The sequence below is a fragment of the Rhodococcus sp. DMF-1 genome (assembly GCF_021441945.1).
In the GTDB taxonomy this organism is placed as follows: domain Bacteria; phylum Actinomycetota; class Actinomycetes; order Mycobacteriales; family Mycobacteriaceae; genus Rhodococcus; species Rhodococcus ruber.
In genome coordinates this window covers 2,281,812-2,297,150 of the sequence record NZ_CP090442.1, presented here as the reverse complement: position 1 = coordinate 2,297,150, position 15,339 = coordinate 2,281,812, and the positions used below count along the sequence as shown (strand labels likewise).

Annotated in this window: 15 protein-coding genes; 11 read left to right on the top strand and 4 right to left on the bottom strand. The window is 71.8% G+C overall.

The genetic code is table 11. The features are described from left to right. Positions 1–39: 39 nt before the first annotated feature. The 4 genes from LZP97_RS10555 to LZP97_RS10540 are packed head-to-tail and all read left to right on the top strand — an operon-like array spanning position 40 to position 2,900. Entirely contained in the window at positions 40–1,011 is a 972-nt protein-coding gene (locus LZP97_RS10555) for a class I SAM-dependent methyltransferase (RefSeq protein ID WP_026137782.1), read from the top strand. A gap of 1 nt (position 1,012) precedes the next feature. Continuing rightward, complete coding sequence (locus LZP97_RS10550; RefSeq protein ID WP_010596604.1) at positions 1,013–2,170, top strand: THUMP-like domain-containing protein; 1,158 nt, start codon at positions 1,013–1,015, stop codon at positions 2,168–2,170. 56 nt (positions 2,171–2,226) lie between these two features. Then, positions 2,227–2,523 carry an ArsR/SmtB family transcription factor gene (locus tag LZP97_RS10545; RefSeq protein WP_017680832.1) on the top strand — a complete coding sequence of 99 codons (297 nt, stop codon included), beginning with the start codon at positions 2,227–2,229 and terminating at the stop codon, positions 2,521–2,523. Continuing rightward, positions 2,520–2,900: a VOC family protein gene (locus tag LZP97_RS10540; protein WP_010596602.1), complete on the top strand. Its 381-nt coding sequence runs from the start codon at positions 2,520–2,522 to the stop codon at positions 2,898–2,900. Before LZP97_RS10545 ends, LZP97_RS10540 begins: the two co-directional genes overlap by 4 nt. Positions 2,901–2,928: 28 nt before the next feature. Here the strand turns inward: LZP97_RS10540 and LZP97_RS10535 are convergent, their stop codons facing one another. After that, positions 2,929–4,230: an outer membrane protein assembly factor BamB family protein gene (locus tag LZP97_RS10535; RefSeq protein ID WP_010596601.1), complete on the bottom strand. Its 1,302-nt coding sequence runs from the start codon at positions 4,228–4,230 to the stop codon at positions 2,929–2,931. A 97-nt stretch (positions 4,231–4,327) separates the two neighbouring features. Between LZP97_RS10535 and LZP97_RS10530 the strand changes: the two genes are divergently transcribed. Both LZP97_RS10530 and LZP97_RS10525 read left to right on the top strand, forming a co-directional pair. Beyond that, positions 4,328–5,089 (top strand): acyltransferase, encoded by a 762-nt coding sequence (locus LZP97_RS10530; protein ID WP_010596600.1) that lies wholly within the window; start codon positions 4,328–4,330, stop codon positions 5,087–5,089. Between the two features lie 14 nt (positions 5,090–5,103). After that, positions 5,104–6,594, top strand: coding sequence for an amidase (locus tag LZP97_RS10525; protein ID WP_017680829.1), 1,491 nt, complete (start codon positions 5,104–5,106; stop codon positions 6,592–6,594). Between the two features lie 12 nt (positions 6,595–6,606). Here the strand turns inward: LZP97_RS10525 and LZP97_RS10520 are convergent, their stop codons facing one another. From LZP97_RS10520 to LZP97_RS10510, 3 genes are read right to left on the bottom strand one after another with little or no spacing between them, the layout of a single operon-like run. After that, positions 6,607–7,851, bottom strand: a complete 1,245-nt coding sequence (locus LZP97_RS10520) for a glycosyltransferase family 4 protein (protein WP_010596598.1) — start codon at positions 7,849–7,851, stop codon at positions 6,607–6,609. Next, positions 7,848–9,398 (bottom strand): 1,4-alpha-glucan branching protein domain-containing protein, encoded by a 1,551-nt coding sequence (locus tag LZP97_RS10515; protein ID WP_017680828.1) that lies wholly within the window; start codon positions 9,396–9,398, stop codon positions 7,848–7,850. Before LZP97_RS10515 ends, LZP97_RS10520 begins: the two co-directional genes overlap by 4 nt. After that, a complete protein-coding gene (locus tag LZP97_RS10510; protein ID WP_228287200.1) occupies positions 9,395–10,174 on the bottom strand; it encodes a class I SAM-dependent methyltransferase in 780 nt (259 codons plus the stop codon). The genes LZP97_RS10515 and LZP97_RS10510 overlap by 4 nt, the downstream gene beginning before the upstream one ends. A 230-nt stretch (positions 10,175–10,404) precedes the next feature. Between LZP97_RS10510 and LZP97_RS10505 the strand changes: the two genes are divergently transcribed. The 5 genes from LZP97_RS10505 to LZP97_RS10485 all read left to right on the top strand — a co-directional run bounded on the left by LZP97_RS10505 (position 10,405) and on the right by LZP97_RS10485 (position 15,337). After that, on the top strand, positions 10,405–11,190 hold the full coding sequence (locus LZP97_RS10505; protein WP_010596595.1) for an electron transfer flavoprotein subunit beta/FixA family protein: 786 nt from the start codon (positions 10,405–10,407) through the stop codon (positions 11,188–11,190). A 46-nt stretch (positions 11,191–11,236) separates the two neighbouring features. After that, the gene (locus tag LZP97_RS10500) at positions 11,237–12,193 is read left to right on the top strand and encodes an electron transfer flavoprotein subunit alpha/FixB family protein (protein ID WP_010596594.1); all 957 of its coding nucleotides are present in this window, start codon (positions 11,237–11,239) and stop codon (positions 12,191–12,193) included. A 137-nt stretch (positions 12,194–12,330) separates the two neighbouring features. Further along, on the top strand, positions 12,331–13,170 hold the full coding sequence (locus LZP97_RS10495; protein WP_010596593.1) for a GNAT family N-acetyltransferase: 840 nt from the start codon (positions 12,331–12,333) through the stop codon (positions 13,168–13,170). A gap of 43 nt (positions 13,171–13,213) precedes the next feature. Further along, positions 13,214–14,068, top strand: coding sequence for a lysophospholipid acyltransferase family protein (locus LZP97_RS10490; protein WP_234420209.1), 855 nt, complete (start codon positions 13,214–13,216; stop codon positions 14,066–14,068). 42 nt (positions 14,069–14,110) lie between these two features. Continuing rightward, positions 14,111–15,337: a cysteine desulfurase family protein gene (locus tag LZP97_RS10485; protein WP_048770788.1), complete on the top strand. Its 1,227-nt coding sequence runs from the start codon at positions 14,111–14,113 to the stop codon at positions 15,335–15,337. The last annotated feature ends 2 nt before the right edge of the window (positions 15,338–15,339 follow it).

Here is a 15,339-nt window from a genome sequence, read left to right as displayed (position 1 = left end):
GAACTTGTTCACAGCTTACCGATGGGTAGGATGCCCTTCATGACTGCAAGCAGGACCGACGGGGTCGACCCCGCGCCGAACCCGCACGCCACTGCCGAGGAGGTTGCGGCCGCCCTTCAGGACACCAAGCTCGCGCAGGTGCTCTACCACGACTGGGAGGCCGAGACCTACGACGAGAAGTGGTCGATCTCCTACGACGAGCGCTGCATCGACTACGCGAAGGGCCGTTTCGATGCGGCCGCGGGCGAGCAGCCCCTCCCGTACGGGCGGGCCCTCGAACTCGGTTGCGGCACCGGTTTCTTCCTGCTGAACCTCATGCAGGCCGGAGTCGCGCGGACCGGCTCGGTCACCGACCTGTCGCCCGGCATGGTCAAGGTGGCGCTGCGCAACGCCGAACATCTCGGTCTCGAGGTGGACGGCCGGGTGGCCGACGCCGAGACGATCCCGTACGACGACGACACCTTCGACCTCGTCGTCGGGCACGCGGTGCTGCACCACATCCCGGACGTCGAGCAGTCGTTGCGCGAAGTGCTGCGGGTGCTGAAGCCGGGTGGCCGGTTCGTGTTCGCCGGTGAGCCCAGCACGGTCGGAAACTTCTACGCGCGCTGGCTCGGCCGGCTCACGTGGGAGGCCACCACCACCGTCACCAAGCTGCCGTTCCTGCGGGACTGGCGGCGGCCGCAGGCCGAACTCGACGAATCCTCGCGCGCCGCGGCGCTCGAGGCAGTCGTCGATCTGCACACCTTCGACCCGTCGGACCTGGAACGGATGGCGGCCTCGGCCGGCGCGGTGCAGGTGAAGGCCAGCAGCGAGGAGTTCGCGGCCGCGCTGCTGGGCTGGCCGGTCCGCACCTTCGAGGCCGCGGTGCCCGCGGAGAAGCTGGGCTGGGGCTGGGCGCGCTTCGCGTTCGGTGGGTGGCGGACGCTCAGCTGGGTGGACGAGAAGGTCCTCCGGCACGTCGTCCCGCGCAGCTTCTTCTACAACGTCATGATCACCGGCGTGAAGCCGTAGGGTGGGTTACGCGTTCACCCTCGCCGACGTCGCGTACCTGCGTTCGGCGCAGGGGGCGGCCGATCTCGCGGAGGTGGCCGCCCGGGAGCTGTCCACGCGCACGCGCCTGGCCGACATCGGCTGGGCGCGTACGCGTTTCGGCGACCGGGCCGCTCCGCTGATCGAGACGGTGCTGGTGCGCCGCAAGGCGGTCGCGAAGCTGCCCGCCGCGGGCGGTTGGCTGTCGACCGACGACGCTCTGCAACAGGCGACGCCGGCGCCCGTCGCCGCGCACCGGGCACGCCGGCTCTCCGGTCGGCGGGTCCACGACGTGACGTGCTCGATCGGGGCGGAACTCGCGGCCCTGACCGGGGTCGCCGAGATGGTGGTCGGCAGCGACCTCGACCCGGTTCGTCTCGCGATGGCCGAGCACAACGTTCCCGGAGTGGCGCTGGTCCGTGCCGACGCGCTGCGGCCGGTCACCCGTGGTACCACCGTGATCGCCGATCCGGCCCGTCGTTCCGAGGGCCGGCGCACCCACGATCCGGCAGCACTGATGCCGCCACTGCCCGACCTGCTCGACGCCTATGCCGGGCGCGACCTGGCCGTCAAGTGTGCCCCGGGGCTGGATTTCGATGCGCTGGACTGGCCGGGGGAGGTCGAGGTGGTCTCGCTCGACGGGGGTGTCCGTGAGGCGTGCCTGTACTCCCCGGGTCTCGCGGCGCCGGGTGTGCGGCGACGGGCGAGCGTGTTGCGTTCGGACGGTGCCGGGTTCGAGATCACCGACGCGCAGCCGGACGAGCTGCCCGAGAGGGAACCGGGAGAGTGGATCGTCGATCCGGACGGGGCGATCGTGCGTGCGGGACTGGTGCGGCACTACGCGGCGGCACACGGTCTGTGGCAACTCGATCCGCGCATCGCGTATCTCACCGGCGACGCACTCCCCGCGGGACTGCGTGGATTTCGCATCCTCGACCGGTTGAAGTACTCGGAAAAGTCTCTGCGGCAAACCCTTTCGTCGATGGGCTGCGGGGTGGCGGAGATCCTCGTTCGGGGGGTCGACGTCGATCCGGCGGTGCTCCGGCCGCGGCTCAAGCTCCGCGGTTCGCGGTCGCTGAGCGTCGTGCTGACGCGGATCGGCCGCACCCCGACGGCATTCGTCTGCGAGCCCAGTCGCTGAGCGTGCCGGGCCCGATCCCGTGCGACCATTGATATGCAAGCAAACACTTGCGTATCATGGGTGGTGTGGTCGACGTCTTCAAAGCGCTGGCGGATCCGACCCGCCGGGCCATCCTCGACGAGCTCGTCGAGCGGGACGGCCAGACGCTGTTCGAGCTGTGCACCCGGCTGATCTCGCGGCACGGCCTGGGTTCGTCCCGGCAGGCGATCTCGCAGCACCTGGCAATCCTCGAGGAGGCCGGTCTGGTCCGGACCCGCCGCGAGGGGCGGTCGAAGTTCCACCACGTGGACGTTGCACCACTGCACGGCCTCGCCGACCGATGGACGGTCGCGCAGCGAAAGGAGTCGCAGTGAAGGTCACCCTCACCAGTGTGTTGGTCGACGACCAGGACAAGGCGCTCGCCTTCTACACCGAAGTCCTGGGCTTCGTGAAGAAGACCGAGGTCCCCCTGGGCGAGGCGCGGTGGCTCACCGTCGTCTCGCCGCAGCAACCGGACGGGCCGGAGGTGGTGCTCGAACCCGACGGGCATCCCGCCGTCCGCCCCTTCAAGGAGGCCCTCGTCGCCGACGGCATCCCGTTCACCTCGTTCGCGGTCGACGACGTGCACGCCGAGTACGAGCGGCTGCGCGGCCTCGGGGTGCGGTTCACCCAGGAGCCCCTCGAGATGGGCGGTGTCACCACCGCCGTATTCGACGACACCTGCGGCAATCTCATCCAGATCGCCGGCTGACCCGAATCGCCGCGCGCGGCGATTCGGGTCAGCGGAGCACGTACACCTCGCCCGGCAGGGTCGTCGTGACGAACTCACCGGACGGCCCGACCGCGGTGCCGACCGAGAAGCCGGCCGCGCCGGGCAGGGTTTCCGCGTCGAGCGTCTCCCCGCTCGCGGCGTCGAACACGAGCGCGGCCAACCCGTCGTCGGCGCGGGCCACCGTGTACCCGAGGCCGTCGGCGGTCAGGGCCGGCACCCCCAACTGGCGCACGTCGTCGCGGCGCCACACGATTTCGGCGGCCTCGCCGGTGTCGCGCAGCGCGACCAGGTCCCCGGTCCGGCCCCCCGGCGCGAGGACCAGCAGTCCCTCGGCGGACACCGCGGGGCCGGCGGAGGCCACGTACCCGAGGCCGTGACTCCACCGGGGTGCCCCGGTCCCGGCGTCGAGTGCCCACAGGGCCCCCTCGCCGTCGTGCACGTACACCGTTGCGCCGTCCGCGGACAGCACGGGACTGGTGGCCGCGCCGCCCGGCAGTTCCGTCTGCGACCATTCCTCGACCACGCGCGCATCGTCGCCGCCGGTGTAGCGCATCGACACGACGGCGGCCCGATCGGCGCCGGGCCGCCACAGGGTCACCAGAATCCGGCCGGTACCGAGATCGACCGCCGGGGTGGTGGCCACCGGGCAGTCCTCCGATCCGCCGAAGCAGGCGACCAGACCGTGGTCGTTCGGCAATCGAGGCACGTTCGTCCCGTCCGTCGCCGCGGGCGTGGGCACGAGGTCGAAGATCGGCGCCGCGTGCTTGCCGGTCTGTGGGTCGAGAACGTTGACCTGCCCGAAATGTGTGACGAACAACAGGTTTCCGTCACCGGTGAACTGTGCGGTTCCCGGCGTGCCGCTCACCGGAATGCGCCAGCGCCGCTGGCCGTGCTCGTTGAACGACACCATCGCGCCCTCTTCGCCGACGTAGATGTTGGCCATACCGTCGACGGCGGGAGTCACCCCGGCGACCCCCGGCGCAAGGCGGGTGCACCACCGCTTGCGGCCGGTGTCGATCTGGAACGAGACGAGGTTGCAGCCCACGGTGGTCGCGCCCGTGACGAAGATCTGCCCGTTGGCGGCGACGCTCGCAGGGGAGGTGACGGCGCCGCCGAGCGGGCGCGACCACGCGGGCGCGACGTCGCGCAGCCCGTCGGCCTGCGCGGTGCTGCTGTTGCGGGCGTCGGCGTACCGCCCCGGCCACGCCCCGGCGGCGAAGACGTCGACCGGGCCGCTGCTGCTGCCGCATCCGGTCAGCACCAATGCCGCCGAGGTCGTCAGCATCACCGTCCGCAGGGCAGCCCGCATCACTCATCTCCTCGCCGTGGCTCGAATGACCCGATGTGCCACACTATCGGGCCGGGTGGCGCACTCCGCGCACGAGGCGGACCGTACGCTGGCAACCATGACGAGCATGTGGGGCGCACCGTTGCGCACGAGGTGGCGCGGTTCCCGGCGGCGGGACCCGGACCAGGCCCGATTCCTCACCGTCGCCTCGCTGCGATGGGTGCTGGCGCACAAGGCGTACACGCCGTGGTACCTGGTGCGATACTACCGTCTGGCCAAGTTCAGGCTCGCGAACCCGCACGTCGTCCTGCGGGGCATGGTGTTCCTCGGCAAGAACGTCGAGATCCACTCCACCCCGGAGCTGTCCAGGCTCGAGATCGGGCGGTGGGTGCACATCGGCGACGGCAACGCCATCCGCTGCCACGAGGGGTCGCTCCGCATCGGAGACAAGGTGGTCTTCGGCAAGGACAACGTCGTCAACACCTACCTCGACATCGAGATCGGCGCCTCGACGCTCGTCGCCGACTGGTGTTACATCTGCGACTTCGACCATCGCACCGAGGACATCACCTATCCGATCAAGGACCAGGGGATCGTCAAGGGCCCGGTGCGGATCGGACCCGACACCTGGATCGCGACGAAGGTCACGGTACTGCGCGGCACCCGCACCGGACGCGGCTGCGTCCTCGGTGCGCACGCGGTGGTCAAGGGCGACATCCCGGACTACAGCATCGCGGTCGGAGCGCCGGCCAAGGTGGTCAGGAACCGTCGCACGGACTGGGAGTCCGGGGCCGCCGACCGCGCCGCCTACGTCGCCGCGCTCGAGGACATCGCGCGCAAGAAGGCCGGCCGCGAACCGGCAGCGGAACCCGGATCCTGATCAGGGGTCCTGCGATGGACTACGCCGACTACCGCCACTACGACGCCGTGGGGCTCGCCGAGCTCGTCGCCGGTCGTGAGGTCACGCCACGCGAACTGCTCGACGCGGCCCTCGCCCGCCTCGAGGCAGTGGAACCGACGCTGAACACCGTCGTACGCCGGCTCGACGAGCAGGCGCGCCGCCGGGCCGACGAGCCGCTCGAGGGCCCGTTCGCGGGTGTTCCGTTCCTGGTCAAGGATCTGCTCCAGGACATCGCCGGGTTACCGACCGGCAGTGGGAGCCGGTCCCTGGCGACCCTGCCCGCCGCGCGCAACGCGGTGGTGGTCGATCGTTGGCTGAGTGCGGGACTCGTCGTGTTCGGTAAGACGAACACCCCGGAGTTCGGGACGAAGGGGGTCACCGAGCCCGTGGCGAACGGCCCGACCCGTAATCCGTGGAATCCCGCGCACACCCCGGGTGGGTCCTCCGGCGGATCGGCGGCGGCAGTCGCCGCCGGCGTGGTCCCGGCGGCCGGCGCGAACGACGGTGGCGGCTCGATCCGCATCCCTGCTGCCTGTTGCGGTCTGGTCGGCCTGAAGCCGGGCCGGGGCCTGGTGCCGAGCGGTCCCGCGGTGGACGAGGACCGGCACGGGGCGGTCAGCAACGGAGTCGTCACCCGGACGGTGCGCGACGCGGCGGTCATGCTCGACGTGCTGGCCGGCGCCGACCCGAACGGACCCTATCTCCCGGCGGTATCGCCGGAGTCGTATGCCTCCGCGGCGAGCGTCCCCCCGCGGGCGCTGCGCATCGGATTCGCGACGGAGTCCCCGATCGGCACGGGGGTCGATCCGGAGGCCGTCGCGGCGGTCGAAGACGCCGCGACGCTGCTCGACGAGCTGGGCCACGTCGTCGAGCCCGCCGCGACGGGAATCGACGAGCGACGGCTGTCCACCGACTGGCTGACGATGTGGTTCGCCTGGCTCGCCGCCGACGTCCGGCAGGCGCGCCGGAGCACCGGGTGTGCGCCCGAGGCGTTCGAGCCGGACACGCGGTTCCTCGCCGCGCTCGGCGACTCCGTCCGGCCGTCGGACTATCTTGCGTCGCTGCGCCGGTGGAACGGGTACACGCAGCAGCTCGGCGCGTTCCACGAGCGGTACGACCTGCTGCTCACTCCGACCCTGGCGTATCCGCCGGCGCGCGTGGGGGAACTGGCCACACCGCCCGCGCTGCAGCGCGCCGCGCGCCTGATCGTGACGGCACGGCTCGGCCGTGCGGCGCGGTGGGCGGGGTTGATGGACCGCATCGTCGACGAGAACCTGGCCCGGACGCCGTACACCCAGCTCGCGAACATCACCGGGCGCCCGGCGATTTCGGTGCCACTGCACTGGACCGCGGCGGGATTGCCGCTGGGCGTGCAGTTTCTCGGGCCCTTGGGCTCGGAGGGACTGCTGCTCTCGCTCGCGGGTCAGCTCGAACAGGCCCGCCCCTGGGCGCACCGCGAACCCCCGCTGCTGCCGGCCCGGTGAGACGGGCCGGCGCTACCGGTCGGGGAGGGGGCGCTGGGGAATCGTCGGCCGTGAAAGCGGTTGGCGCACACGTCGTTTCGCTTCCGCGTACACCTGGGCGGTCTCGGCGGCCACCAACCGCCAGTCGAAGTCCTCCGTGAGACGCTCGCGCGCCGCCCGCGCCCGCATCTGGGCGGCCGCGGGATCGTCGAGGGTCCGCCGGACCGCCGATGCCAGCCCGGCGACGTCACCGGGGGCGAACGCGAGTCCGGTCTCGCCGTCGACCACCGCCTCCCCGAGGCCGCCCGCGGTCGATGCGACGAGCGGTGTCCCGGCGGCCGCGGCCTCGAGCGCGATGATCCCGAACGGCTCGTAGCGACTCGGCAGCACGATCGCGTCGGCGCGGTGCAGCCGGCCGAGCAACTCGGTGCGGTCGAGGTTGCCGACGAACGTCACCGACCGCGCGACGCGGTGCACACGCGCCTGCTCGCGCAGCCACTCGAACTGGGTGCCCTCCCCGGCGACGACGAGCGTGGTTCCGGGGTGCGTGCGCCGGATCCGGGGCAGGGCGGCGATCGCATCCTGCACCCCCTTCTCGTACTCGAGCCGGCCGACGAACAGCAGTTGCGGCGGCCCGGAGCGCGGCGCCCGCTCCCGGTAGGACCAGGCGGTGACGTCGATTCCGTTGCGGATCACCGTCGCCGGCGGCAGCTCCGGTCCGTAGAGCGCGACGACCTCCTCGTTCATCGAGGCCGAACACGTGATGAGCCGATCGGACTCGTTGGCGAGCCACCATTCGATCGAGTGCACCTGCCGGTTCATGCGGCTCGACAGCCAGCCGCTGTGCCGGCCCGCTTCGCTCGCATGCAGGGTGGACACGAGCGGCACGTCGAAGTACTCGGCGAGCGCCACGGCCGGGTGTGCGACGAGCCAGTCGTGCGCGTGCACCACATCCGGGTACCAGCCGTCGCCGATTCCGCCCTTGGTCAGATTCAGGCCCGCCCGCACCATGGCATGGCCCATCGCGAGCGTCCAGGGCAGCATGTCCTCGCCGAACTCGAAGTGCGGCGGATCCTCGGCGACGGCCACGACGAGCACCCCCTCGGCGATGTGGCCGATCGTGGGATGGGTACCGGCATCCGTGCCGGACGGCCGGCGCGAGAGCACGACCACCTCGTGCCCGGCGGCGGCGAGTTCGGTGGCGAGGTGGTGCACGTGCCGGCCCAGGCCGCCCACGACGACCGGCGGGTACTCCCAGGAGACGATCAGTACCTTCACGACGGGGCTCCCATCCGATCGGGCAGGCGGCGGGCATCGAGCCCGGGAAACAGATTGTCCGCTCGGTTCCAGCCGGCGGCCAGCCGCGCCGCCGTCTCGTCGCGGCCGGCGGCGACCGCCGCGGCGATCTCCCGCAACGCGTGGGCATGCTTGTGGGCCCGGTCCCGCGCGTAGCCGGCGGCGGTGTCCTTGCTGACCATGAACGCCCAGTCGCTCGACACCGTCAGCAGCGCCTCGCGCAGCATCTGGTCGTGGACCCGGTTGCGCAGCGCGAGGCCCCGGGACCCGGCGCGGACCTTGTCGAGGGTGTCGAGGGTGGTGCGCACGACCTCCTCGTCGAGCTGGACGAGATCGCGTACCTGCTCGCCGGCCCACACCCGCCAGTCCTTCCCGGATCCCCACGAGCTGTCGGGCAGTTCGACGGGGGCGCCCACGTACCCGCGGTCGCGTGCGTCGGCCAGGGTGCCCACCTCGATGCCCGCCGCCGGCAGTGCCCGCAGCAGTCGTTCCAGGAACAGGGGGCCCTCGTGCCACCAGTGGCCGAACAGTTCGGTGTCGAACGCGGCAACCACCAGGGCGTCGCGCCCGATGCGCTCGGACTCGCGGCGCAGTCGCCGGCGGATCGTGTCGACGAAGTCGGCCACGTGCCGGTCGACGGCCGCGGACGCCAGGTCGGGGTCGTAGGGTGCCTTGTCCTGGGGGGCGACGGTCCGCCCGGTGACCCGGGCGGGCTTGAGCCCGGTGTCGTGGCAGTAGGTGTGGAAGTCGCGGTAGGCGGCATGGCCCGGATAACCGGACTTCGGCGACCACACCCGGTAGGACACCTGCAGGTCCCGGCCGAAGGCGACGACGTCGGAGTCCCACACGGTCCGCCCGAGAGACGTGTCACCGCGCAGCGCGGGACCGTCCACCATGAAGTGCCCGACCCCGGCGGCGGCGTATCCGGTCTCCATGCCGGGGGTGAAGGCGCACTCGGGAGCCCAGATTCCCGGCGGCGTGTGCGCCCAGCGTGCGTGCGCGTCGGCCAGGCCCTCGGCGAGGGAGAATGCCCGCAGCCGAGGGTCGAGCAGCGGCTGGAACGGGTGGGCCAGAGGCCCGCCGAGCAACTCGACCGCGTCGGCGTCGAGGAGTTCGCGGAACACCGGCGATCCGCCGTGGCGCCAACGGGTTTCGAACTGTTCGAGGGCGGCGGTCGCCTGCCGGTGCTCACGGGCCCCGAGCGCGCGGTAGGACGGCTCCCGCATGCCCGCGGCCTCGTGGGCCCGCAACTGCCAGTTGCCCAGCCAGTGGTGCATGCCGGTCAGGCAGTGCGGATCGTCGAGCTGCGCGGCCAGCACGGGTGTCACCCCGAGGGTGACCAGGTGTGTGCGGCCCTCGGCGGCGAGCCGGCGCAGAACATCGGTCACCGGGAGATACGTTGCGGCCCAAGACTGGTAGAGCCATTCCTCGCCGACCGGCCAGCGACCGTGGTGGGCGAGCCACGGCAGGTGCGAGTGCAGCACGAGCGCGAACAGTCCCGGTTCCCGCCGGGGGGCGGGAGTGGTCACCGCGCCGGATCCTTCACCGCGATCGCGACGAGATCGAGACTGGCGTCGATGTTCTCGGGCGCGAGAAGGAAGTCGTCGACTGTCACCGCGGCGACGTCCGCGGTCAGGTCCGCGGGCCAGGGCTCGCCGGCGAGAGCGCGCTCGATCTGGGCGTCGATGAAGGAGCCGCCGTGCTTGGCGTCGAGGGCGCGCAGCACGGGCCCGTGGTGCACCCCGGTGGTGAGCGCGACGCGGAAGCCGGCTCCCTCGAGGAGTTCGTTGAGTTCGGCGGCGTTCAGTTCCCGGGTGTGGAACGGGTTGAGCGGGGTGTCGCGGCCGGGGGAGAACGTGATGCGGTTGGGGGTGCTGATGAGCAGTTCGCCGCCGTCCCGGAGCACCCGGTGGCATTCGCGCAGGAACCCGGACTGGTCCCACAGGTGCTCGATGACCTGGAAGTTGACCACGACGTCCACGGACGCGTCGGCGAGCGGCAGCTCGACGAGGTTGGCGTGCCGCATGTCCACGCGCGGGTACCGGGCACGCACGTGCGCGACGGCACTCTCGTCGTAGTCGAGCCCGACGACGGCGGTCGCGACATCCGCGATCATGTCGGCGCCGTAGCCCTCGCCGGCGCCCGCCTCGAGCACGGTGCGGCCCGCACACCGGGGGAGCAGGTCGCGGTAGACCACCTCGTGGCGGCGGAACCAGTAGTTCTCCTCCGCGATGCCGGGAACGGTGCGTTCACCGGTGAGGGGCAGTCGAGGGGCGTCGCCGGCGGGGACGGTGGATTCGCTCACCGCCCAGACATTAGCCCCACCTTTGTCGACCTCGTCGTCGGTGGTCCAGATCACAGCCGTGCGGCTCCCTTCGTGTGGTTATGGTGAACGAGGTTCCCATCCAAGTTACCAGCGGGTAACTTAGCGTAAGGTAATCTATCGCACACCCCCGTGCGAAGCACGAGAGCTCGGTCAAGGCGTTGCGCCTCGCCGATCCAAGGAAGTCATACACAGGAGGTCGACGTAGACCCATGACGAACATCGTCGTTTTGATCAAGCAGGTCCCCGACACGTGGTCCGAGCGCAAGCTCAGCGACGGCGACTTCACGCTCGATCGCGAGGCCGCCGACGCGGTGCTCGACGAGATCAACGAGCGCGCCGTCGAGGAAGCCCTGCTCATCAAGGAGCGCGACGGCGGGGAGGTCACCGTGCTCACCGCCGGTCCGGACCGCGCCACCGACGCGATCCGCAAGGCGCTGTCCATGGGTGCCGACAAGGCAATCCACCTCAACGACCCGGCCATCCACGGCTCGGACTCGATCCAGACCGCGTACGCGCTCGCGGCGGCTCTCGGCCAGATCGAGGGCGTCGACCTGGTCATCGCCGGCAACGAGGCCACCGACGGCCGGATGGGTGCCGTGCCGGCGATCATCGCCGAGTACCTCGGCCTGCCGCAGCTGACCCACATGCGCAAGCTCAACGTCGCCGACGGCAAGGTCAGCGGCGAGCGCGAGACCGACGAGGGTGTCTTCACCCTCGAGGCCACGCTCCCGGCCATCGTCTCGGTCACCGAGAAGATCAACGAGCCCCGCTTCCCGTCCTTCAAGGGCATCATGGCCGCGAAGAAGAAGGAAGTTCAGGCCCTCACTCTCGCCGACATCGGGCTCGATCCCGAGATCTTCGGCGTGTCCAACGCCGGCAGCACCGTCACCGGTGTCAGCCCGAAGCCCCCGCGTACCGCTGGTGAGCGCGTCGCGGACGAGGGTGACGGCGGCAGCAAGATCGCCGCGTACCTCGTCGGCCAGAAGATCATCTGATCGCACCCACGCGACACAGCAGACATACCAAGGGAGAGAAAGAGCAATGGCAGAAGTACTCGTGCTCGTCGAGCACGCCGAGGGTGCGCTGAAGAAGGTCAGCACCGAGCTGATCACCGCCGCCCGTGCACTGGGTGAGCCCGCCGCGGTCGTGACCGGCCCGGCCGGCACCGCCGACAAGCTGCAGGACGCGCTCGCCGCCGCCGGCGCCGCCAAGGTCTACGCCGCCGAGTCCGACGACATCGACGGCTACCTGGTGACCCCGAAGGTCGACGTGCTGGCCTCGCTCGTGGAGTCCGCCAGCCCCGCCGCGGTGATCACCGCCGCCAGCGTCGAGGGCAAGGAGGTGTCGGGCCGCCTCGCCGCACGCATCGGTTCCGGCCTGCTCTGCGATGTCATCGACGTCAAGTCCGACGGTTCGGCCGTGCACTCGATCTTCGGTGGCGCGTACACCGTCGACGCCAAGGCCAACGGTGAGGTGCCGGTCGTCTCCGTGCGCCCCGGTGCCGTCGAGGCCCAGCCGCAGGCCGGTGCCGCCGAGCGGGTGGACGTCGAGGTTCCGGCGCAGGAGGAGAACGCGGTCAAGGTCACCGCGCGCAACCCGATCGTGGGTGGCGACCGTCCGGAGCTGACCGAGGCGTCGATCGTCGTCTCCGGCGGCCGCGGCGTCGGCAGCGCCGACAAGTTCACCGTCGTCGAGGAGCTTGCCGACTCGCTCGGTGCGGCCGTCGGTGCCTCCCGCGCCGCCGTCGACTCCGGCTACTACCCGGGCCAGTTCCAGGTCGGTCAGACCGGCAAGACCGTCTCGCCGCAGCTGTACGTGGCGCTGGGCATCTCCGGCGCCATCCAGCACCGGGCCGGCATGCAGACGTCGAAGACGATCGTCGCGGTCAACAAGGACGAAGAGGCCCCGATCTTCGAGATCGCGGACTACGGCGTCGTGGGCGATCTGTTCAACGTCGCTCCGCAGCTGACCGAGGAGATCAAGAAGCACAAGGGCTGAGTCCCGAGGTCCTGCCGCGGCCCCGCACCCGTCCGGGTGCGGGGCCGCGTGCGTGCCGGGGCATGTTCACCGGACGTGCACGGAGGCGACACCGTGCCGCCCCTGCCGCGACGTACCGGCTCGATACACATTGCGCCATGACCACTTTGCTGGCGCCGGCCCGGGACCCGCGGCCGGAGGCGATGCTGTCGGGGCCGCGCTATTCCCTTCTCGTGTCCGCCGACCGGGAACACCGCGAGGCCGCCCAGCGGCTGCGTTACCGGGTCTTCGCCGCAGAACCCGGGTTCCGTCTTCCCGCAGGCATGGCGCCGGGCATCGACGCCGACCGTTTCGACGAGTACTGCGACCACCTGCTGGTGCGCGAGAACCACACCGGCGCGGTGGTGGGCTGCTACCGGATGCTGCCGCCGGACGCCGCCCGCGCCGCCGGGGGCTACTACACCGCCACCGAATTCGATCTCACCGCCCTCGATCCCGACGGTTTGCGGGCGGTGGAGATGGGACGCGCCTGCGTCGACCCCGCCCACCGTTCCGGCTCGGTCCTGTCGCTGATGTGGGCCGGGATCCTGCGCTACCTGCAACTCACCGGGCACAACTGGGTGATGGGGTGCGTGTCGGTGCCGATACGCACCCACCCCGCCGACGTGCCCGGCGCCAACGTACGGGCGGTGCGCGACGTGCTGCTGGCCCGGCACGCGGTCGAAGCGGACCGGCGGGTGCTCCCCCGGAAACCCGTCGTCGTCGACGGCCGCGCCCTCGAGGACATCCCCCCGCCCGCCCGGCCGGTGCTGCCGCCGCTGCTGCGCGGATATCTGCGGCTCGGTGCCCGCATCTGTGGCGAGCCCGCCCACGACCCCGACTTCGGCGTGGCCGACTTCGTGGCGCTGCAGAGCCTCGCCGGTGCCGACGCGCGCTACCTCGACCGGCTGCGGACCGCCGCCGAGAACGCCGAGGCGGCCGCGGGAGCACGGGCGTGAACGCCGCCGGAGGGCGGCCGTGAACACGCGCGCCCACGCCTGGATGCCGGCCAGTCCCTGCGGCGCGGGCTGCCTCCCGGCCGATGCGGGACGCGTGAATTTCGTCACGGCCGCGGGCCGGTGGATGCTCGTCGTGGCGGTGCTGACGACCGCCCCGTTCCTGACGGCCGGCCGGCTCCTGCCCCGCTCCGGGCGCCTCGCCGCCCAGCGGGCGTTCGCCCACGTGCTGCTGCGGTGTGCCGGGCTGCGGCTGACGGTGACCGACCTGCGGGGCCGGGACGAGGAGGGCGGGGGCGTGCTCGTCGTCGCCCCGCACGTGTCCTGGACCGACGTGCTCGTCCTCACCGCCGTCGCGCCCGCGGGGTTCGTCGCCCGCAGCGACCTGCTGGAGTGGGGACTGCTCGGCGCGCTGGCCCGGCGGATGCGGGTCATTCCCATCGCGCGCGAACGCCTGCGCGAGCTACCCGTCGTGGTCGCACGAATCCGCGACCGACTCGCGGCGGGGGAGACGGTCGCGGCGTTCCCGGAGGGCACCACGTGGTGCGGCAGGGCGTACGGCGGATTCCGTCCGGCGCTGTTCCAGGCCGCGATCGACGCCCAGCGCCCGGTGCAACCGGTCGGGCTCCGGTACGCCGACGCCGCCGGGACGATCGCCACCAGCCCGGCGTTCGTCGGCGACGAGACGATCGGCGCCTCGTTGCGGCGGCTGCTGCGGCACCGGGGCGTCGTGGTGGAAGTGGTGCTCGCCCCGCTCGAGCGGCCCGGCTCCGATCGCCGCGACCTCGCCGCGCGGTGCGAACGGTCCGTGCGGCGGAACGACGACGGAGCCGAACTCGCCAGGCTCGGCCGCGCCGTCCACGACACCGCCGGCCGGGAGGAACTCCGGGCCGGACGGTGAGGGCGGCGGGCGCGGAGCCCGACCCGCTATCCTGGTCCGGTCATGACCTCGAACCCCGCCGGAGCCTCCGGCACCTCGAAGACCGTCTACCTCGATCACGCCGCGACCACGCCGATGCTGCCCGCGGCCGTGTCGGCGATGACGGAGGTCTTCGCGACGGTCGGCAACGCGTCCTCCCTGCACGGGTCGGGACGCGCGGCGCGCCGCCGCGTCGAGGAGGCCCGGGAGTCCGTCGCCGCGGACCTCGGCGCCCGTCCCTCGGAGGTCGTCTTCACCTCGGGGGGCACGGAGGGCGACAACCTCGCGGTCAAGGGCATCTACTGGGCGCGCCGCGACGCCGATCCGCGCCGTCGCCGGGTGATCGCGAGCGCCGTCGAGCATCACGCGGTGCTCGATGCCGTCGAATGGCTCGTCGCCCACGAGGATGCCGAGGTCACCTGGCTGCCCGTCGAGGCCGACGGGCGGGTCGAGCCGGATGCGCTGCGCCGGGCCCTGGCGGAGCACTCCGACGAGACGGCCCTCGTGTCGGTGATGTGGGCCAACAACGAGGTGGGCACCGTGATGCCCGTCGCCGAACTCGCCGCCGTCGCCGCCGAGTACGGGGTGCCGATGCACAGCGACGCCGTGCAGGCGGTGGGTCATCTGCCGGTGGACTTCGCCGCGAGCGGGCTCGCCGCCATGACGATCGCCGCGCACAAGTTCGGTGGTCCCCAGGGGGTCGGTGCCCTGCTGCTGGGCCGCCAGGTGCCGTGCGTGCCGCTGACGCACGGCGGAGGGCACGAGCGCGACGTCCGGTCGGGAACGCACGACACGGCCGGGATCGCCGGCATGGCCGCGGCGCTGCGCGAGGCGACGGCCCAACTCGGCGAACGCGCCGCCGTCCTCACGGCGCTGCGTGACGAGCTGATCGCCGGCGTGACGGGCGTGGTACCGGACGCGATCCTCAACGGCCCGCGCGGTGCGGACCGCCTGCCCGGCAACGCACACTTCACCTTCCCCGGCTGCGAGGGCGATTCGCTGCTCATGCTGCTGGATGCGGCCGGGATCGAGTGCTCGACCGGTTCGGCCTGCACCGCCGGCGTGGCCAGGCCCAGCCACGTGCTCGTCGCGATGGGTGCGGACCCCCGCACGGCCCGCGGGTCGTTGCGATTCTCCTTGGGCCACACGTCGACTCGCGCCGACGTGGAGGCCCTCGTGGCGGCACTGCCGCAGGTGGTGGGACGGGCGCGGGCCGCCGGACTGGCCGGCGCCGGTAGTCGAGAGAGGTGACA